Annotated in this window: 16 protein-coding genes; 3 read left to right on the forward strand and 13 right to left on the reverse strand. The window is 40.7% G+C overall.

All coding sequences use genetic code 11. The annotated features are described in order from the left end of the window. Window positions 1–22: 22 nt before the first annotated feature. The 10 genes from hisS to MMY79_RS16835 form a co-directional block, all read right to left on the reverse strand. A complete protein-coding gene (gene hisS, locus MMY79_RS16790; protein ID WP_252610402.1) occupies window positions 23–1,315 on the reverse strand; it encodes a histidine--tRNA ligase in 1,293 nt (430 codons plus the stop codon). Continuing rightward, window positions 1,312–2,427 carry a flavodoxin-dependent (E)-4-hydroxy-3-methylbut-2-enyl-diphosphate synthase gene (gene ispG / locus MMY79_RS16795; RefSeq protein ID WP_206236569.1) on the reverse strand — a complete coding sequence of 372 codons (1,116 nt, stop codon included), beginning with the start codon at window positions 2,425–2,427 and terminating at the stop codon, window positions 1,312–1,314. Before ispG ends, hisS begins: the two co-directional genes overlap by 4 nt. 21 nt (window positions 2,428–2,448) lie before the next feature. Next, window positions 2,449–3,240, reverse strand: a complete 792-nt coding sequence (locus MMY79_RS16800; RefSeq protein WP_252610404.1) for a helix-turn-helix domain-containing protein — start codon at window positions 3,238–3,240, stop codon at window positions 2,449–2,451. Further along, window positions 3,231–4,031: a type IV pilus biogenesis/stability protein PilW gene (gene pilW / locus MMY79_RS16805; RefSeq protein WP_252610406.1), complete on the reverse strand. Its 801-nt coding sequence runs from the start codon at window positions 4,029–4,031 to the stop codon at window positions 3,231–3,233. Before pilW ends, MMY79_RS16800 begins: the two co-directional genes overlap by 10 nt. A 14-nt stretch (window positions 4,032–4,045) precedes the next feature. Beyond that, window positions 4,046–5,281, reverse strand: coding sequence for a 23S rRNA (adenine(2503)-C(2))-methyltransferase RlmN (gene rlmN, locus MMY79_RS16810; RefSeq protein WP_252610408.1), 1,236 nt, complete (start codon window positions 5,279–5,281; stop codon window positions 4,046–4,048). 123 nt (window positions 5,282–5,404) lie between these two features. Then, window positions 5,405–5,836 carry a nucleoside-diphosphate kinase gene (gene ndk, locus MMY79_RS16815; protein WP_003654870.1) on the reverse strand — a complete coding sequence of 144 codons (432 nt, stop codon included), beginning with the start codon at window positions 5,834–5,836 and terminating at the stop codon, window positions 5,405–5,407. A 113-nt stretch (window positions 5,837–5,949) separates the two neighbouring features. Then, a complete protein-coding gene (gene iscX / locus MMY79_RS16820) occupies window positions 5,950–6,150 on the reverse strand; it encodes a Fe-S cluster assembly protein IscX (protein WP_004698764.1) in 201 nt (66 codons plus the stop codon). 99 nt (window positions 6,151–6,249) lie between these two features. Then, entirely contained in the window at window positions 6,250–6,801 is a 552-nt protein-coding gene (locus MMY79_RS16825; protein ID WP_289781517.1) for a phosphatase PAP2 family protein, read from the reverse strand. A 24-nt stretch (window positions 6,802–6,825) separates the two neighbouring features. Beyond that, window positions 6,826–8,115 carry a glycosyltransferase family 1 protein gene (locus tag MMY79_RS16830; RefSeq protein WP_252613555.1) on the reverse strand — a complete coding sequence of 430 codons (1,290 nt, stop codon included), beginning with the start codon at window positions 8,113–8,115 and terminating at the stop codon, window positions 6,826–6,828. A gap of 138 nt (window positions 8,116–8,253) precedes the next feature. Continuing rightward, on the reverse strand, window positions 8,254–10,437 hold the full coding sequence (locus MMY79_RS16835) for a carboxy terminal-processing peptidase (RefSeq protein ID WP_252610412.1): 2,184 nt from the start codon (window positions 10,435–10,437) through the stop codon (window positions 8,254–8,256). Window positions 10,438–10,629: 192 nt separating this feature from the next. Between MMY79_RS16835 and nagZ the strand changes: the two genes are divergently transcribed. Both nagZ and MMY79_RS16845 read left to right on the forward strand, forming a co-directional pair. Then, complete coding sequence (gene nagZ / locus MMY79_RS16840) at window positions 10,630–11,649, forward strand: beta-N-acetylhexosaminidase (protein WP_252610414.1); 1,020 nt, start codon at window positions 10,630–10,632, stop codon at window positions 11,647–11,649. Window positions 11,650–11,974: 325 nt separating this feature from the next. Further along, window positions 11,975–12,817, forward strand: coding sequence for a class I SAM-dependent methyltransferase (locus MMY79_RS16845; RefSeq protein ID WP_252610416.1), 843 nt, complete (start codon window positions 11,975–11,977; stop codon window positions 12,815–12,817). A gap of 55 nt (window positions 12,818–12,872) precedes the next feature. Here the strand turns inward: MMY79_RS16845 and MMY79_RS16850 are convergent, their stop codons facing one another. Further along, window positions 12,873–14,186 (reverse strand): alpha/beta hydrolase, encoded by a 1,314-nt coding sequence (locus tag MMY79_RS16850; RefSeq protein ID WP_252610417.1) that lies wholly within the window; start codon window positions 14,184–14,186, stop codon window positions 12,873–12,875. Window positions 14,187–14,485: 299 nt separating this feature from the next. Here MMY79_RS16850 and MMY79_RS16855 point away from each other — a divergent pair, with 299 nt between their 5' ends. Beyond that, the gene (locus MMY79_RS16855; RefSeq protein WP_252610418.1) at window positions 14,486–15,751 is read left to right on the forward strand and encodes a glutamate-5-semialdehyde dehydrogenase; all 1,266 of its coding nucleotides are present in this window, start codon (window positions 14,486–14,488) and stop codon (window positions 15,749–15,751) included. A 74-nt stretch (window positions 15,752–15,825) separates the two neighbouring features. Here the strand turns inward: MMY79_RS16855 and MMY79_RS16860 are convergent, their stop codons facing one another. Together MMY79_RS16860 and MMY79_RS16865 are read right to left on the reverse strand one after the other, a co-directional pair. Next, complete coding sequence (locus MMY79_RS16860) at window positions 15,826–16,338, reverse strand: gluconokinase (protein ID WP_252610419.1); 513 nt, start codon at window positions 16,336–16,338, stop codon at window positions 15,826–15,828. 17 nt (window positions 16,339–16,355) lie between these two features. Then, the gene (locus MMY79_RS16865; protein WP_252610420.1) at window positions 16,356–17,714 is read right to left on the reverse strand and encodes a GntP family permease; all 1,359 of its coding nucleotides are present in this window, start codon (window positions 17,712–17,714) and stop codon (window positions 16,356–16,358) included. Between the last annotated feature and the right edge of the window lie 33 nt (window positions 17,715–17,747).

Genomic DNA, 17,747 nt, shown 5'->3' on the forward strand with positions numbered 1-17,747 from the left:
GTCCTTTTCCAGATGTTTCAGTTTATTTTGTAAATTTTTGGATTAAAAATGGTACGAGGTCAGCAATTGCGACTTGTGACTGTTCAGCTGTTGCCAGCTCTTTTAAGGCAAGCTGCTGTGCATCCCACTCTCGTTCCCCTAAAATCAAAGCAAAGATTGCTCCAGCCTGATCAGCTTTCTTCATCTGGCTTTTCATGCTGCCTTGCGAACCTGTTTTGATTCGAATACTACTATTAGCAGCTTCTAACTGGTCACGTAGTTGTTCCGCTAAAATCAAAGCATTCGTTTGATAAGCAGGTTCTGCAACCAAAAAGACTTCACAATCACGAATAACTTCGGCCTGTTCAACTTGCTCGAGCAGAAGCAATAAACGCTCCATACCCATCGCAAAACCAACAGCTGGTACTGATTGATCTGGCTTACCTTTTAACTGGCCAACTAAACCATCATAACGTCCACCAGCACAGACTGTACCTTGTGAACCAAGTGCCGTAGTTGTCCATTCAAAAACAGTCTTGTTGTAATAGTCCAGGCCACGTACCAACTTCTGGTTAATTACAAACTGGATACCCGCAGCAGTCAAATAGTCTTGTAACTGCTTAAAATGATCCAAACTATCTTCTTTTAAGAAATCATGCAATTTCGGTGCATTTTCCAGAATTTTCTGGGTAGATTCAATTTTAGAATCTAAAATACGTAATGGGTTTGTTGTTAAGCGACGCTGAGAATCTTCATCCAACGCATCTTTATGCTCATTTAAGAAAGCAACTAATGCATTGCGATACTCTGTACGCTCATCAGTTTCGCCTAAAGTATTCAACTCGAGCTGAACCTTATCAGCAACGCCCATACGTTTCCATAAGCGAGCTGTCAACATAATCAATTCAGCATCGATGTCAGGAGTCGCAACGCCGAAAGTTTCCACACCAAACTGATGGAATTGACGGTAACGTCCTTTTTGTGGTTTTTCATAACGGAACATAGGTCCCATATACCACACACGCGGTGTAGCACCGCGTAACAAGTTATGTTCAACCAAGGCGCGAACACAACCTGCTGTACCTTCTGGACGTAAGGTTAATGACTCTGGTGGGTTTCCTTTGTCAAAAAAGGTATACATTTCTTTTTCAACAATATCGGTAGCATCACCAATAGCACGTTTAAACAAGCCCGTTTGCTCAACGATCGGTAAACGAATTTGTTGATACCCATAAGCATCCATTAAAGATGCTAAATGTTGCTCAAGACGTCTCCACGCTACTGTTTGCGTTGGCAAGACGTCATTAAAACCTTTGATTGCGACAATTGAACTCATGATGAACTACGAATAATTTCTTTAGATTTAGCTTCTTCAAGCTCTTGGACACGTTGACGAACCATTGTTTCGATTTCATCAACCAATTGATCGGTATCGATTAAATGGCTTTTCTCACCATTCCGATAAACCAATGAGCGAGGCGCGGCCCCTACAACCCCGATATCAGCTTCTTTCGCTTCACCCGGGCCATTTACCTTACAACCAATCACTGACACATCCATTGGAGTACGAATATCTTCTAAACGTTCTTCCAAAGCTTGCATCACTTGAATAACGTTAAATTCTTGGCGCGAACAACTCGGACAAGCAATAAAGTTAATCCCGTTAGAACGCAGACCAAGCGATTTTAAGATATCAAAACCAATCTTGATTTCATCTTCTGGTTCGGCCGCAAGCGAAATACGCATTGTATCGCCAATACCTTCCATCAATAATCCGCCAAGGGCGATCGCTGATTTCACAGTACCAGTACGGTAAATACCCGCTTCAGTTACACCAAGATGCAATGGATTATCGATTTGTTTTGAAAGTAAACGATAAGCATCCATCGTTAAAAACACATTAGATGCTTTTACACTGACTTTAAATTCATGGAAATCAAGGCGGTCTAAAATATCAATGTGACGTAAAGCTGATTCAAGAAGTGCTTGCCCAGTAGGCTCACCATATTTTTTCTGTAAATCTTTTTCTAGAGAACCCGCATTCACACCAATACGCATTGAAATACCGTGATGACGTGCCGCAGCAACCACTTCACGAACTTTCTGGTCTGACCCGATATTCCCCGGATTAATACGTAAACAGTCTGCACCATAATCTGCAACTGCCAAGGCAATTCTATGGTCAAAATGAATATCGGCAACTAATGGTACTGAAACGCGCTTACGAATGGCGCCAAATGCCTCAGCAGCTTCCATAGATGGGACCGAAACACGCATAATATCAGCACCTGCATCAACGCAACGCTCAATCTGAGCAACAGTTGCATCAACATCGCAAGTTTCAGTGTTTGTCATACTTTGCACACTAATAGGTGCATCGCCACCGACATACACCGACCCAACACGAATTTTGCGTGTTGGTCGACGTTTAATTGGGTTCTCTATCATTGTATCGCTCAACTCATGGTATTAGCGGGATAAACGGAATTCAGCCTTACCGTTTACCGTATATGGAGACAATGAAATCTGTTCTTGGTTTAAACTTAATGACACAGCAGTTGCATCATCAAGACGAATCTGGAATGGAGACTCACCATTTAGGTTTAAAGTTGATGACTGACGACCTGTCGCCAAAACTTTACCTGTTGCATCAACAATATGAACAGACGTTGGACGGTTAAAGCTTAACACCAATTGATCACCCACTGTTGAGGTGGCATTTCCTTTCATAGGTAAAACTTCAACATTAGATTGATTTACTTTAGGTAAATCAGCATCTTCTTTCTTTGAAGTCCATTTTTGAATACCCATGACAATCAATGACACAACAGCAATAACAACAATTGCAAGAAGTGCGCGCTTCAACCATTTCTTATTACGATCACTATTAGAACCAGGGAGTTTACCCATGATTTTAATCGGTGAGTTATTTAAGGCGTGGTTTGGTAAAAGCCCAGTATCATTTGCATAAATCTCATCGAAGCGCTGAATAATTGCCGTCGCATCTGTTTTTAGATATTTTGCATATGAACGGTAATAACCCTTGATAAAAGTCGCTTCTGGCAATGACTTATAATCATCTTGCTCTAAAGCTGTTAGAGTTTTGACTGGCATGTTTAAATCTGAAGAAACTTGCCCTAACTCTTTATTCTGAGCCACTCGAATTTGACGTAAATACTCACCAGGACGTTGAATATTTCCTAAAGCAGAAGTCGGTAAGCTTGAGCCAGTTGGCTGCTGTGAATTAGGATTTATTTCCATACGGCCTCAATACTATACTGTAATTGCAAATAACGTTGATATTCTGGACTTTCCGGGAACAAAGCACGTAACTGGTTTACTAAGACTTGCATTCCCATTTTATCCGCATTGGCTCGAGCCACTCTTACACCAATCCAAAGTGCTCTTGCACCCTGATTTTTCTGCCCCACTGTATGAACATATTGCTCATACATTTGTGTAGCAGCCGGAATCTGCTGCTGCAAATAAAAAATTTCCGCTAACTCTAACATTGAAATACAAGAGTCGCGGTTAGCAAGGAGTGATTGTTTGAATGTTTTTTCAGCATTCGCAACATCACCCAATTTTAAATAAATACGCCCCAGATTCTCTAATGCCTGATAGCGTTGGTCATAACCTAATGTTGTGCCAGCAATGCGAAATTGCTCGACCGCATCATTATAGCGTTCCATTTGGTATAAATAAGTACCATAATTATTATGTGCTTGAGCATTATCTGGTTCAGATGAAATTGCCCGTTTAAAATAATGTTCTGCTTTTTCTAAGTTAGGTTTACTACCCTCTTGCTGTAGTAAAATACCCATCATCATATTTGCCGTTGCATCACGGCTATCTACACTTAAAGCTTGATCAAGAGCTCGCTTTGCCGAATCCAAGTCACCAGAACGGATATGTTCAGCAGCAAGTTGTGTACGTACCTTTACCGCTTTTTCTGGGTCTTTTTTTTGCATATGCGTTGTCTGGCAACCACTTACCAGAAGTGCAGCTGCAACCCCCATACATAATACCGTTTTCAACTTTGGAGTACTCAAAGCCTGCCCTCAATTTATCCTTGTGTACGCAAAATCTCTTGACGCTGTGTGACTTTCTTCTGCCACTGTTCAGCACGACGAGTTCTATCGGCCACTTGACCGACTAACTGTCCACATGCAGCATCAATATCATCGCCACGTGTTTGACGAATCGTACACACAAATCCAGCATCAGACAAAGTTTTTTGGAACGAGATAATTCGATTTCGGCTTGAGCGACCATATGGTGCATGCGGGAACGGGTTAAATGGAATTAAATTAATTTTACTTGGTAAGTTTTTTAATAATTTAATCATTTGCTGTGCATGTTCAGGCTGATCATTTACGCCCTCTAACATTACATATTCAATAGTCACATGTTTACGCGAACTTTCATTACCATCTTTAGCAATATAACGCTGACATGCTGCAATCAACTGAGCCAATGGATATTTCTTATTAATTGGCACTAATTCGTTACGTAATTCATCATTTGGCGCATGTAAAGAAATTGCTAAAGCAACATCAATGTCTTTTGCAAGTTGATCAATTTTAGGTACAACACCTGACGTTGATAGAGTCACACGGCGCTTAGACATGCCATAAGCAAAGTCATCAAGCATGATCTGCATTGAGCTTAATACGGCATCATAGTTGAGCAATGGTTCACCCATACCCATCATCACGACATTGGTCACTGAACGCTCACGCTCAGCAACTGGCACTTCTTCCATATAAGAATAGTTTGCCATCCAAAGTTGTCCAATGATTTCATCTGGAGTTAAATCACGTTGGAAACCTTGTTTGCCTGTTGAACAAAATGAACAGTCCAATGCACAACCTACTTGTGACGAAATACACAAAGTTTTGCGCAAGCCTGTTTTATCTTCAGCAGGAATTAATACAGTTTCAACCAAAGAACCTGCACCATCGCCAACACGAAAAACCCACTTACGTGTACCATCTTTTGAATAATGACGGTGAACCACTTCAGGAGCCTTAACTTCACAAATCTGTTCAAGCTTCGCACGCAATTTACCTGAAATATTGGTCATTTCAGCAAAATCAGTAATGAAGTATTGATGTATCCATTTCATGACCTGTCCGGCACGAAACTTCTTCTCGCCAATATCTTCAAAGAATTTTTCTAATTCAGTACGAGACATGCCGAGTAAATTCACTTTATTTTCGGCAGCAGGGATTACCAGCGTGGACGAAGATTGCTGCTGTCCATCAAGATTTTCAGATGAAACGACCTCTGCAGAACTCATGTGTATTTACCTAAACCATGTCAAAAAACTGAAGATATTGTTCAAGAATCAAACAATATTCTCTTGAGAGAATAAAAAAACCAGATAAGTAGTATACCACTTATCTGGTTTGAATGCTTTCGATTAACGAGTGCGTGGGCAGATCTCGTTGTCAGCAAAGAAGTAAGCAATTTCACGCTCTGCAGAAGCAACTGAGTCAGAACCGTGAGCAGCATTTTCGTCGATGCTTACAGCAAAGTCAGCACGGATAGTGCCAGGAGCAGCTTCTTTAGGGTTTGTAGCGCCTAAGATTTCACGGTGTGCAAGAACTGCATTTTCGCCTTCAAGAACAGATACTACAACTGGACCAGAAGTCATGAATGCAACTAAGTCACCAAAGAAACCACGTTCTTTATGCTCAGCATAGAAACCTTCAGCATCAGCTTGAGAAAGGTGTTTCATTTTAGTCGCAACAATTTTTAAACCCGCTTTTTCAAAACGAGCAAAAATATCACCGATGTGGTTTTTAGACACTGCATCAGGTTTTACGATAGACAAAGTACGTTCAATAGCCATGAGTGGCTCCTTTATTTTAAGATTTAAACATTAAAAAATTTGCCGCATTATACCGATGTCATAGGCAATAATCAGCTTTGAATGTGTAAAAGTTGCGATTTTTTCTACTGTTTTTAGCGAACTTCGTCTATCCAGGCCATTTGAATCCCTTCTAGCAATCCTTCTGTCGATTTATTTGGGTCATCACTGAAGTCTGGCAAAGCACATACCCATGCATGTAAATCGGTAAAACGAATCCATTGCGGATCAACTTCTGGATGTGCTTCTGACAATTCAATGGCAATATCAATCGTATCTGTCCAACGTAAGCCCATAGCGGCTCCTATCTGTTTAATCTGCTAAATCACGAACTGTGTACTTTAGCAAATCCACAAACCTAATCGATAGCTTAAGCTGATAAAAATTACCGATACTTATAAAGCGATGTTCAAGAGCGGAGCCATAAAAATAATCATACTCGCGACCGCCGCACCAATAAGCGCACCGACAATCACATCACTTGGGTAGTGAAGACCAAGTACCATACGAGACAATGCTACAAGCACCATGAAAGGAAACATCGCCGCAAGCAAAGCGGGCTGGATATAACCTAAAACAATTGTCACCATCACGGCATGAAGCGTGTGACCCGATGGAAAGCTGAAATGATCGAGTGGTCTTTCACCGAGCACAATCACCTGATGCACTTGATAAGGACGAGGTCGTGTTGTTTTATGTTTTAAGAATTTATAGATTGCCGTGCCAATAGAACCACCTAATAACAAGTAGATGATTTGCAGGCTATAGGTGATGCCTTGCATCCCCCACACGATTGCCAGCATTAGATACCAAAATGGACCGTCACCCACACGACTAATGATTTTGAAAAAAAGGGCAACACGCTGTGAGTGGGAGAAATTGTTAAGATATAAACAGCCTCTTAAATCTAAATCGAGTATTTTTATTTTTGCATTCTTAAATTTCATGGTCATTCTCCTATTTTAGGATACTTAGGTGAAGTCCACCGAGGGCTCCTTCACTACCTGATAAAATGCCTGCTCCAATTGCTGAACCGGAAGTTGCCAACCGCTTTGCTGTACTTTATGACAGGCTTGTACGCCCATTTCTCTAAGTTGTTGTAATGAAGGAAGCTGATACATTTGTTGTATAAAGTGGCTTTTTTGTCCGAGTGGGCTTAACCAGCCATTCACACCATGGGTTAAATATTGATGTGCACATGCATAATCATACGCGATAACTGGCAAACCGCTTGCCATCGCCTCTAAAACTACGTTACCAAACGTTTCAACTTGACTCGCAAATACGAATACATCGGCACTCGCATAGGCAGCTGCCAAATCTTGACCTCTAAAACTTCCAGTAAAAATAACACCCTTCGCTTCAGGCAATGATTTTAACCGAGCAAAATCTGGGCCATCTCCCACAATAACCAATTTAGTTTTATGTGGCTGAACAGTTTGTAAGTTGGCATAACTTTCAATGAGCACTTGCACTTCTTTTTCTGGCGACAAACGCCCTACATAGAGCATAACGCGAGTATTCTCATCAGCATCCCATTGCTTGCGTAAATTTTCAGAGCGGTGCTTTGGTGAAAATCTTGTTGTGTCTACGCCGCGCCCAACCACAACCAACGGGCAAGTAATACCGAAACCGCGTAATGCTTCTTGTGTATCTTTACTTGGCACACAGGTCACTTGAGTATTGTTATGAAACCAGCACAGGTATTTTTGAATCGGTTTGACTAAAAAAGCCAAATCAAAAAATCGGCTAAGGTCTTGAAACGGTGAATGAAAGCCGCTAGAAACTGGAATAGCTTTTGCCTTGGCAGCTTGCATTGCAGTTAAACCTAATGGCCCTTCAGTCACAATGTGAACTACATCTGGCACAAACTTTTCAAAAGCTTTCGATACTTTTAAATATTGTGGCCAACCAAACTGCAAAGTCGGATATTTCGGAATAGCTTGCGACATCACCAGACATTCTTGCTCTGGCGTAAAGTCATGGCATTTTGCTTTTTGTTCTGGGCGAATCAGTAAAATCTTATGTCCCAGTTTTTGCAAACCTTGGCATAGTTGTAATAATGAAAGTGCCACACCATTGATTTCGGGTGGCCAAGTTTCGGTAACAATCGCAATCTTTAAACGTGGGCGTACCAAATCATGCAATGAATGCGCATTTGATAGCTGCTGCTTTTGTTTAAAAAAGAATTGGAAGCTTTCAGGAAGTTGCTGTTGTTTTAATAGTGCTGTCGCGTATGAGCTTTGCATAGCGCCATCCATCAATGTATTTATTTTCATGCTTAAAGATTAAGCAGTTTTTTTGACATTTTGATGATAAATGCATGACAGTTTACTGACATGAAAAATAAAAAAAGCACACTGATGACAGCATGCTTTTTTCTTAAGACCTAGTAATACTTATCGATTTTGCAATTTTGCATAGTCCATAAGTACATTTGCAGCTTCAGTCACAAAAGTTTCTTCTTCTGGCAATGCAGGACGTTGTGATGCTTTCATTTTAGCGCGAGATTCAGCTAGAGCATCTAATGAAGCTTGATAGCTTTCCCAATTTGCAAAGGGCTTTTGACCACTTGCTGCACGGCGTTCATTTTCTGCATCTAAAGTTTGTTTCTCTAAACCAAGTAATTCAGCACGGCGTTTATCAATATCAAGTACCACTTGTTTTTGATCACTCGTAACCTTGGCAATCGCAGTACGTTTATTTAGATATTTAAACTGAGCATCATTAGCAACACGTTGTTCAGAGAACTGAGACAACTTTGTGACATACGGCTGCACAGAACCTTCACGTTTAAATGGTGCTGTAGGAATTGTGTCCCACTTCAACGCATTCTTCGATTTACGCTCACCAAACTCTTCGTTATAGATATCGACGAGTTTAATGTCTGGCACTACACCTTTATTTTGTGTACTACCACCCGTAATACGGTAGAACTTACGCTGAGTTAGAGTCGCTTGACCGTATGCCAGAGTATCAAGTTGTACCTGAGCTGTACCCTTACCAGTCGTTGTGCTACCAATAATAATACCGCGCTCATAGTCTTGAATTGCAGCAGAGTAAATTTCACTCGCAGATGCAGATGCCAAGTTCACCATTACAGCAAGCGGACCAGTGTAAACTTGCTGACCACCATCGTTATCTTCAAAAACACTTACGTTGCCATTACCATCACGAATTTGAACCACTGGACCAGACTTAATCACTTGACCCAGCATACGTGCAACTTCTTCTAATGAACCACCTGGGTCATTACGCAAGTCGATAATAATCCCTTCTACTTTCTTCGCTTTTAACGCTTCAAAGGCATTGGCAGTATCTTCAGAAACTGAACGGTATTGTTGACCCGCACGACGTGAACGATAGTCAAAATAGAATGATGGAATTTCAATCACGCCTAACAGATGCTTTTTACCATCGCGGTTAACTTCAACTGTACGCGAACGAACACCAGCATCTTCTTCTTGAATCACATCACGCACTAAGGTCACATTACGTGCTTGACTCATTGATGCGCCAGCACCAAGAAGTTTTAACGTAACTTTGGTTCCGCGTTTACCACGAATGAGTCCAACAATTTCAGAACTTGTCCAACCAACCACATCAATCATTTTCTCGCCTTCTTGGGCGACACCAACGATTCGATCTCCTGATTTCACTTGGCCAGACTTACTTGCAGGACCACCTTCTACAATGGTTTCAATCTTGGTGTAATCTTCATTACCACGTTCTGGACGAATCGATACACCAATACCTTCAAGCTGCAAGGTGGTTTGGCGATTCAGTTCTATCGCATCAATTGGTGGGTAATAGTTACTGTGTGGATCATAGGTCGCCAACATGGCATTTAATGTTTTGTCCAACACATCATCGCTTTTCACACGACTAATTCTTTCAAGCTGACGCGTATAACGTTTAGTTAAGGTCTGAGCTGGTGTTAAATCTTCTGGGCCAGTTAAGTCTTGACCATCAGCAAGTGAAGGATTTTCTTTAAGCGCTTTTTGTTTCGCCTGCTCTTCTTCACGGCTAATCGTTAAGTTGATTAACTGCGAAACCAACATTTTGCGCCAATGATTTTGTTGATCAGCCGCAGTTTTGAAATACGGTGCTTTTTCACGATCAACTTCAATATAACTGTTTGGCTGTTTTAAATTTTGCTGCTGTTTCAACTCAGTCAACATGAACTCATAAAATTGTTTTAAGCGCTCACGATATTGCTGATGAATTGCAAACGGTCCCGTTAAATTCCCCGCTTTTAATGAAGCACCAAAATTTGAACCATATAGTTTTTTATAATTTTGAACTTCAGCGTCTAAAAATAGTGAGTGATCCGGATCAAGACTATCTAAATACATATCGAGAATACGATTTGATGTCGTCGCATCCAGACGCATATTCAAATAATGTTGGCGATCAACTAAAGTTGCCAGTTGGCGAGCCACCAAAGCCTGTTCTTGCGTTGGCTGGATCGATTGAGAAACCACAGCAGTATTCGTTGCTGCTCTCGCTTCATTCATCGTATGAGTGAAGAATAAACCGCCAGTCGCGATCGCTACTGCACAAGCTATAGTTTGAAGTTTCATAAATTTTTAATACTTCCTTGGGTGTTCCTATCTTACACGCTCTGTTTTCGATATGAACTAAGCAGATTCAAAATCTTAACCAACTAAATTGTTTATACCGTGTAGTTTTATCATATTCTGTACTGACAAAATGTAGCAAAACATTGCAAAATTCGCTTATTGTTTTTCAATCAAAATTCAAATGGAACCAATATGATTGGCGCATTGATGCTGGACATCGCCGGCACAGAACTTACTCAAGAAGATATTGAACTATTACGCGCTCCGCAAGTCGGTGGCATGATTTTATTTGCACGAAATATTGAATCTCCACAACAAGTCCGTGCCTTAACGGACCATATGCGTCAAATTCGTCCAGATATTTTAATTGCTGTCGACCAAGAAGGTGGTCGAGTTCAGCGCCTAAGATCAGGTTTTACCTTATTACCGGCCATGGGTCGTTTCGGTGAGCTCTATATTAATCAACCTCAAAAAGCACTTGAACTGGCGGAACAGTGCGGCTGGCTCATGGCAACCGAAGTCTTGGCTGTAGGTATCGATTTTAGTTTTGCACCAGTTTTAGACCTTAATGCAATTAGTGATGTGATTGGCGACCGTGGTTTCTCTAAAAATATTGAGGATATCGCACCACTTGCTGGCGCGTTTATGCAAGGCATGAAAAAAGCTGGAATGGCAAATACGGGCAAACATTTCCCGGGTCACGGCTCAGTCAAAGCCGACTCTCATGTCGCAACCGCAATTGATAGTCGCAGCTATGATGAAATTTACAACCATGACATGCAAAGCTTTATTAAGCTCATGCCACAGCTTGATGCGCTCATGCCAGCACATGTGATTTATGATCAGATCGACCCAAATCCAGCAGGTTTTTCACCGTTCTGGATTCAAGAAGTTCTACGCAACCGTTTGAAGTTTAATGGTGTACTTTTTTCTGATGACCTAAGCATGCAGGCTGCTTGTGTAGCAGGTGGTGCCGATGCTCGTATTCAGGCTGCTCTAGCGGCAGGTTGTGATATGGGACTTGTGTGTAATGACCGAAGTGCAGCGTGTACAGCACTTGAAGGTATTGCGAACTTAGAACTACCAAATCAAGAGCGCCTTGAACGCATGCGTGGTCAAATTCCACAAATTCAGATTGGTGAAACCTTATCGCTTGGAAATGAGTGGCAAGCTGTCAAAACAGCCATTGAAGAGTTTAAGAATTCAATTTAAGTTAGTAAAAATTTTAATTAGCTACAAAAACCTATTCGCTATCTGATAAGCGGTTAAGTCATACGCAACCTGCTCACCTGCTGAAGGATATTGATTGCTTCAATATATTTGATAGATGCAGAAAGTGAACAGGTTTTGCGTATGACAATGGTTTTGGTTACTTTTCCCAAAAGAAAAGTAACTCTAACTGAAAGTTCATCCCAGAATGCGAACCTAATTGACAGGACTCCGTCATGCAGGTTCATTCAACATCAATGCATTAAACCCTCTTCATTGTTATGAATAATGAAGATCACAGAAAAACAATAAATCGAGCTCAGGACAAATGACACAACAACTTTCAAAACACCGCCATATCTCTTTTACAGCCCACTATACAGGCTATATCTGGTATCAAATGGGGATTTCTCATGAAGCACTTGCTACAACTAAAGGCAAATCACTGGCATATTTGGTTCACCCGATAGAATCATGGGCTGAGAAATATGTGGGCGGCAGCATGCGCACTACGCTCAAACAGCGCCACACCATGCTTGACCATCACTTAGAACAACTCATTCAAGAAAGTCCTGATTTACAAGTTCTAGAAATAGCATGTGGATTGTCTCCACGTGGCTGGTGGTTTAGACAGCATTATCCTTCGATTACCTATCGGGAGCTTGATTTACCTGATATGGCGCAAACCAAACAAAATGCATTACAACAAATTGAAAAAAATGCGCCTGAAATTTTATCGGTTGATTTATTTACAGAAGCTTTTGAACAAGCATTTGAAGTGTTTGACCCGAACCGCCCACTGGTTGTAATTAGTGAAGGTTTAATTAATTATTTTGATAAAGATTTATTAAAACAGCTGATTCAATCAATTGCTCACTATGGCGCTTCTTTTAAACAGTTCCATTACTTAACTGACCTTTACCCTGAACCAGTTAAAAATAAACTTGCCAGCATTATATGGAATAGTAGTAAGTTACTTAAATTAATGTCTCGAAGCTCGTTTAGTTTTCACTTTAAAAGCCCCGAAGAAGTTAAATACTTTTTTAAAGATACAAAGTTTGATCAGGTTAGTGTGGAACAACCCCAAATATTTTTTGGACAAGCTTCTCCAGATAATCATGAGCAGCATTTAGGTGACTTAGTCTGGACTATTCACGCGCAAATAAAATAACAAATATAAAAAATGGAAGCTCGAAATAAACGAGCTTCCATCTATAACTATATTATTAAGCTGCTTGTTTTTGACGAGCAATAAAACGGCTTAAACGATCAGCAAGCTCAAAACTACCATGTTTGAACAAAGCTCGAATACCCTGCTCTGTACTTTCAAAAATTAAGCACTCAATTGCAAAAGTACCTTCTTCATCTTCTAAATGCAGTGCCAAGTCACGTGGATGGTCATTCACTAAACCAAGCTGCGAAACATCATCCATTTTTAAATACATACCAAAGAAAGTGACATCAACAATTGTTACAGGCATCTGTACATCAAACTCGCGGTGAGTAAGTTGAGTTTTTGGCTGCACAACCTGAACTCGCTCTTCACCACGGCGCTCCATGTTTTGCATTTGCTCGCGTGTCATGGGAATAATGCCATCCAAATTTTGGATAGATTCACCTTTTAAGAATGAAGTAAACAAACTCATGGTTTCTTTACGACGCTGCAACTGAGGCACGTGATCTGCATTTGCAATAAGTGCAAATTCCATGTCTGGACATTGTAAAGCAAAGTTTGCATTTTCATGAGGTAGAGTAAAACTATCGTACTGCCCTGCTGCAACCAGCGTTTTACACTCTGGAATAGGTACATCAGTTAAACGCAAAAGACGATTACAGTTAATTTCATAACGTTCTCGCTCTGTGCCCGTAAACTCAGCCATTTGCCTAAAAAATAATTTTTTAGCTGTAGGTGACATGCGGGTTTTATCTAATTTTGCATGATTAACTAAATATAAAATTACAGCTTGCCCAAACTCTTCCATGCGGTTTTCTTGCATAAGCTTGAGCGACTCTTCCAAAATCATTCGCCAACTTTTTCGGGTCTTTTGCATAACGCCCATCAAAATCATGCGATCCATTAATTCTGGACGATGATAAGCAAAGCAAGATGCAATTACTGATCCCAAAGACATTCCCATAACGGAAACTTTTTGTAGTCCAACAATATCTAACCAACGTCCCAACATTTTAGACAAATCAGGTAGCTCTAAAGTACCTGCAGATACTCCTGTGTCCCGATTAGTAATTTGCTGATTTGCCCCCATAGAAGGTAAATCAATTAAAATGACCGGACCGCTTTCAAACAATTGTTCAACACAATATTTATAAGAATTAAAATTCTGGAAAGCACCACCTACAATCACAATTGGCGTATTGTGAATCGTTTTTGGGTCGGCAATTGCCATATATTCAATTTTCCAGCCGTCAATCCATGTGGTACGAGCAGGTTGTTTGAAACTATCTCTATGGTAGATATCGAAAAAGCCAAAACCGGCATAAGCTTGGTTGATCTCCGAATCCATTTGAATAATGGAATTCATATCCTTGCTTCCTCCTTGCTGTAATTTTTTTATGCTGCAAGAGTTCCTTCTTGAACACGTAACCTTTTATGCACAAAACTTTAAAATTTGTATTAGTTTGTATTGCACAATAACATTCTAAACAATTGTGTGAAATATACGCAATCGCTTAAATGACCGCTCATCTTGTTTAAGTCGCTAATAGTTTGCAAAATATTTAAATGTTTTTTTATGACGATCACATTTTTCAAAAAAAGCCATTCATTGTTCCGCATTTGACTGCTACTATCTTAGTCATTGGTAAATGATTAAAAAATGCTATGCACGATTCAATTGAACAATATATGCAAACAGTTGGGCAACAAGCACGTCAGGCCTCTCGTGTCCTAACTAGTGCTTCTACCTCACTAAAAAACCATGCACTCTCTGCTATTTATACTGCTTTAGAAAATAATCAGGCAGAAATTTTGGCAGCGAATCAAATCGACATGGATAAAGGTCGTAGCAATCAGCTCGACAGCGCTTTGCTTGATCGTCTTGAACTTACGCCCGCACGTTTTAAAGGAATGTTGCAAGGTCTAAAAGATGTGATTGCACTTGTCGATCCAATTGGGGAAATTACTGATCTTGCATATCGCCCCACAGGCATTCAAATTGGAAAAATGCGTGTGCCTTTAGGCGTTGTTGGGATGATTTACGAATCACGTCCAAACGTAACCCTTGAAGCTGCATCTTTAGCCATTAAATCGGGCAATGCCATTATTTTACGTGGTGGTTCAGAAGCACTTGAGTCAAATAAAGCAATTGCTGAAGCAATTAAGCATGGCTTAAAAGTTGCTGGTTTACCTGAAGATTCAGTTCAAGTGATTAACACTTCTGACCGCGCGGCTGTTGGTCATCTTATTACCATGGCGGAATATGTAGATGTGATTGTTCCTCGTGGCGGCAAAAGCTTAATTGAGCGTGTAACCAATGAAGCGCGCATTCCTGTCATTAAGCATCTTGATGGTAACTGCCATGTATTTGTTGAAGCACAAGCAGACTTGCAAAAAGCCTTACCGATTACCTTAAATGCCAAAACACATCGTTATGGCGTTTGTAATGCGATGGAAACTCTGCTGGTTGATGAAAAAATTGCAGATGTTTTCTTACCACGCATTGCTGAACTGTATGCTGAAAAACAAGTTGAGCTCCGTGGCTGTCCAGAAACACGCCGTATTTTGGGTACCTCTGTAAAACCTGCGACAGAAGAAGATTGGTATACCGAATATTTAGGGCCAATTCTTGCTGTTAAAGTTGTTAGTGGTATTGATGAAGCAATTGACCATATCAACAAATATGGTTCACATCACACCGACGCAATTGTGACTGAAAACTACACGTTGGCTCGTCAGTTCTTGGCTCGCGTAGATTCAAGCTCAGTTGTAATCAATGCCTCAACTCGTTTTGCTGATGGTTTTGAATATGGCTTAGGCGCAGAAATTGGTATTTCTACAGATAAAATTCATGCCCGCGGTCCAGTTGGCTTAGAAGGCTTAACTTCTCAGAAATGGATTGTGTTAGGTGACGGTCAAATTCGCCAATAACTGATTTAAGACTTCAAAAAAACGCCTGATCAATATCAGGCGTTTTTTTATTTATCAATTAAACTTTTCTATGATTATTCTTGGCACACATCATTGACTACACCGAGTTGTTGCATGACTTGCACAACAATTTGTTCAGGTGTCAAAGCGATATCAATCGTTATTGCCTCATGAAGATCAGGTTCTTCTAATGTATCAAGCTGGGTTTGTAGCAATGATGGATCAAAGAAATGACCTGCTCGCTCAGCAAGGCGCTGCTGTAACAATTCATAAGACCCTTTGAGGTAGACGAACTTAATATTTTGGTCTTGCCCTCTTAAAATATCGCGGTACATACGCTTTAAAGATGAGCATGTAAATACAGCTGTTTCACCATCTCTTTGTTTGGTTTCAATGACCTGACGAATCGCCTGTAACCATGGCAGACGATCATCATCAGTTAAAGGAATCCCTTGGCTCATCTTACTTTTATTTGCAGCCGAATGAAGCGTATCACCATCGAGAAACTCACAGGCCAAACGCTCTGATAATAATTCACCAATCAGGGTTTTACCTGTCCCACAGACACCCATTGCAATCACAATCATGGATTACTCACCTTTAATTATAAAATAGTGCTAAGCAGTAGCGTAAAAGATAAACCCAACACTGAAATGATCGTTTCTAATACCGACCAAGTTTTGAGTGTCTGTCCCACGGTCATACCAAAATATTCTTTGATTAACCAAAATCCCGCATCATTTACATGTGAGAAAACCAATGAACCTGAGCCTGTGGCAAGTACTAAAAGTTCTGGCCTAACTGCGACACCAGCCGTGGCTGCAATTGGAGCCACAATGCTACAAGCAGTAGCCATAGCAACTGTTGCGGAACCTGTTGCCAAACGAATCAGTGCTGCAACAAACCAGCCCAACAATAACGGCGACAAATTTGCCTTTAAAGCGGTAGAGACGATTTCATTAGAAATACCACTGTCACGTAAAATGCCACCAAAACCACCACCAGCACCAACAATCAACATAATTCCGGCAATAGAAGCTAAACATCCGCCACAGAATTTTTCAATTTGTTCACGGTTAAACCCCTGCATCGTACCAAAGGTAATAAAGCTGACCAGTACAGCAATAAGCAATGCAATATCAGAAGTACCAATAAAACGTAGTAAATCGTTTGCGAAAGTTTGTGGGGTAAAGAAAAGATCAGCCCAACTTCCGATCAGCATTAATACGACAGGCAACATAATCGTAAATAAAGTTATTCCAAAGCTTGGTAGCTCACGAGTTTCTTTTGTATCTGCCTCAACAAACTGCTTAAACAATGGATTGTTCTCAGGCAATTTGACATATTTATTGATCCATAGCGCATACAATGGCCCAGCCACAATGGCAGTTGGTATGCCCACCAACAAACTGTAAGCAATCGTTTTACCAATATCCGCGTGATATGCCTGTACTGCCAACAATGCAGCTGGATGCGGTGGAATTAAGCCATGCACAACCGACAAGCCAGCGACCATTGGCAAGCCAACAACCAGTAAAGATTTACCTGTGCGTTTAGCAATGTTGAATGCAATTGGAATTAGAAGTACAAAACCGACTTCAAAAAATACGGGAAGACCAACAATAAGGGCAATAAACATCATGGCCCAGTGAATATTTTTCTCACCAAACCATTTAATTAAAGTAATTGCTATTCGCTCAGCACCACCCGACTCGGCCATCATTTTACCGAGCATCGTTCCCAGTGCGATTACAATCGCAAGGTGGCCTAAGGTTTTACCAGTACCAGCTTCATATGACTTAACAATATCGCCCATTGGCATGCCAACAGCCAAAGCCAAACCGAGTGAAACAATAATAAGAACAAGAAATGGATAAATTCTGAACTTCGCGATCATGACAACCAATGCAATAATCGCGATTACAGTGTAGATAAGCAACATGCCACCCTGAACGGTCTCCATGTGATACTTCTCCTTGGAATAATGCTATTTAGG

It is taken from the genome of Acinetobacter sp. XS-4, from assembly GCF_023920705.1.
GTDB lineage: Bacteria > Pseudomonadota > Gammaproteobacteria > Pseudomonadales > Moraxellaceae > Acinetobacter.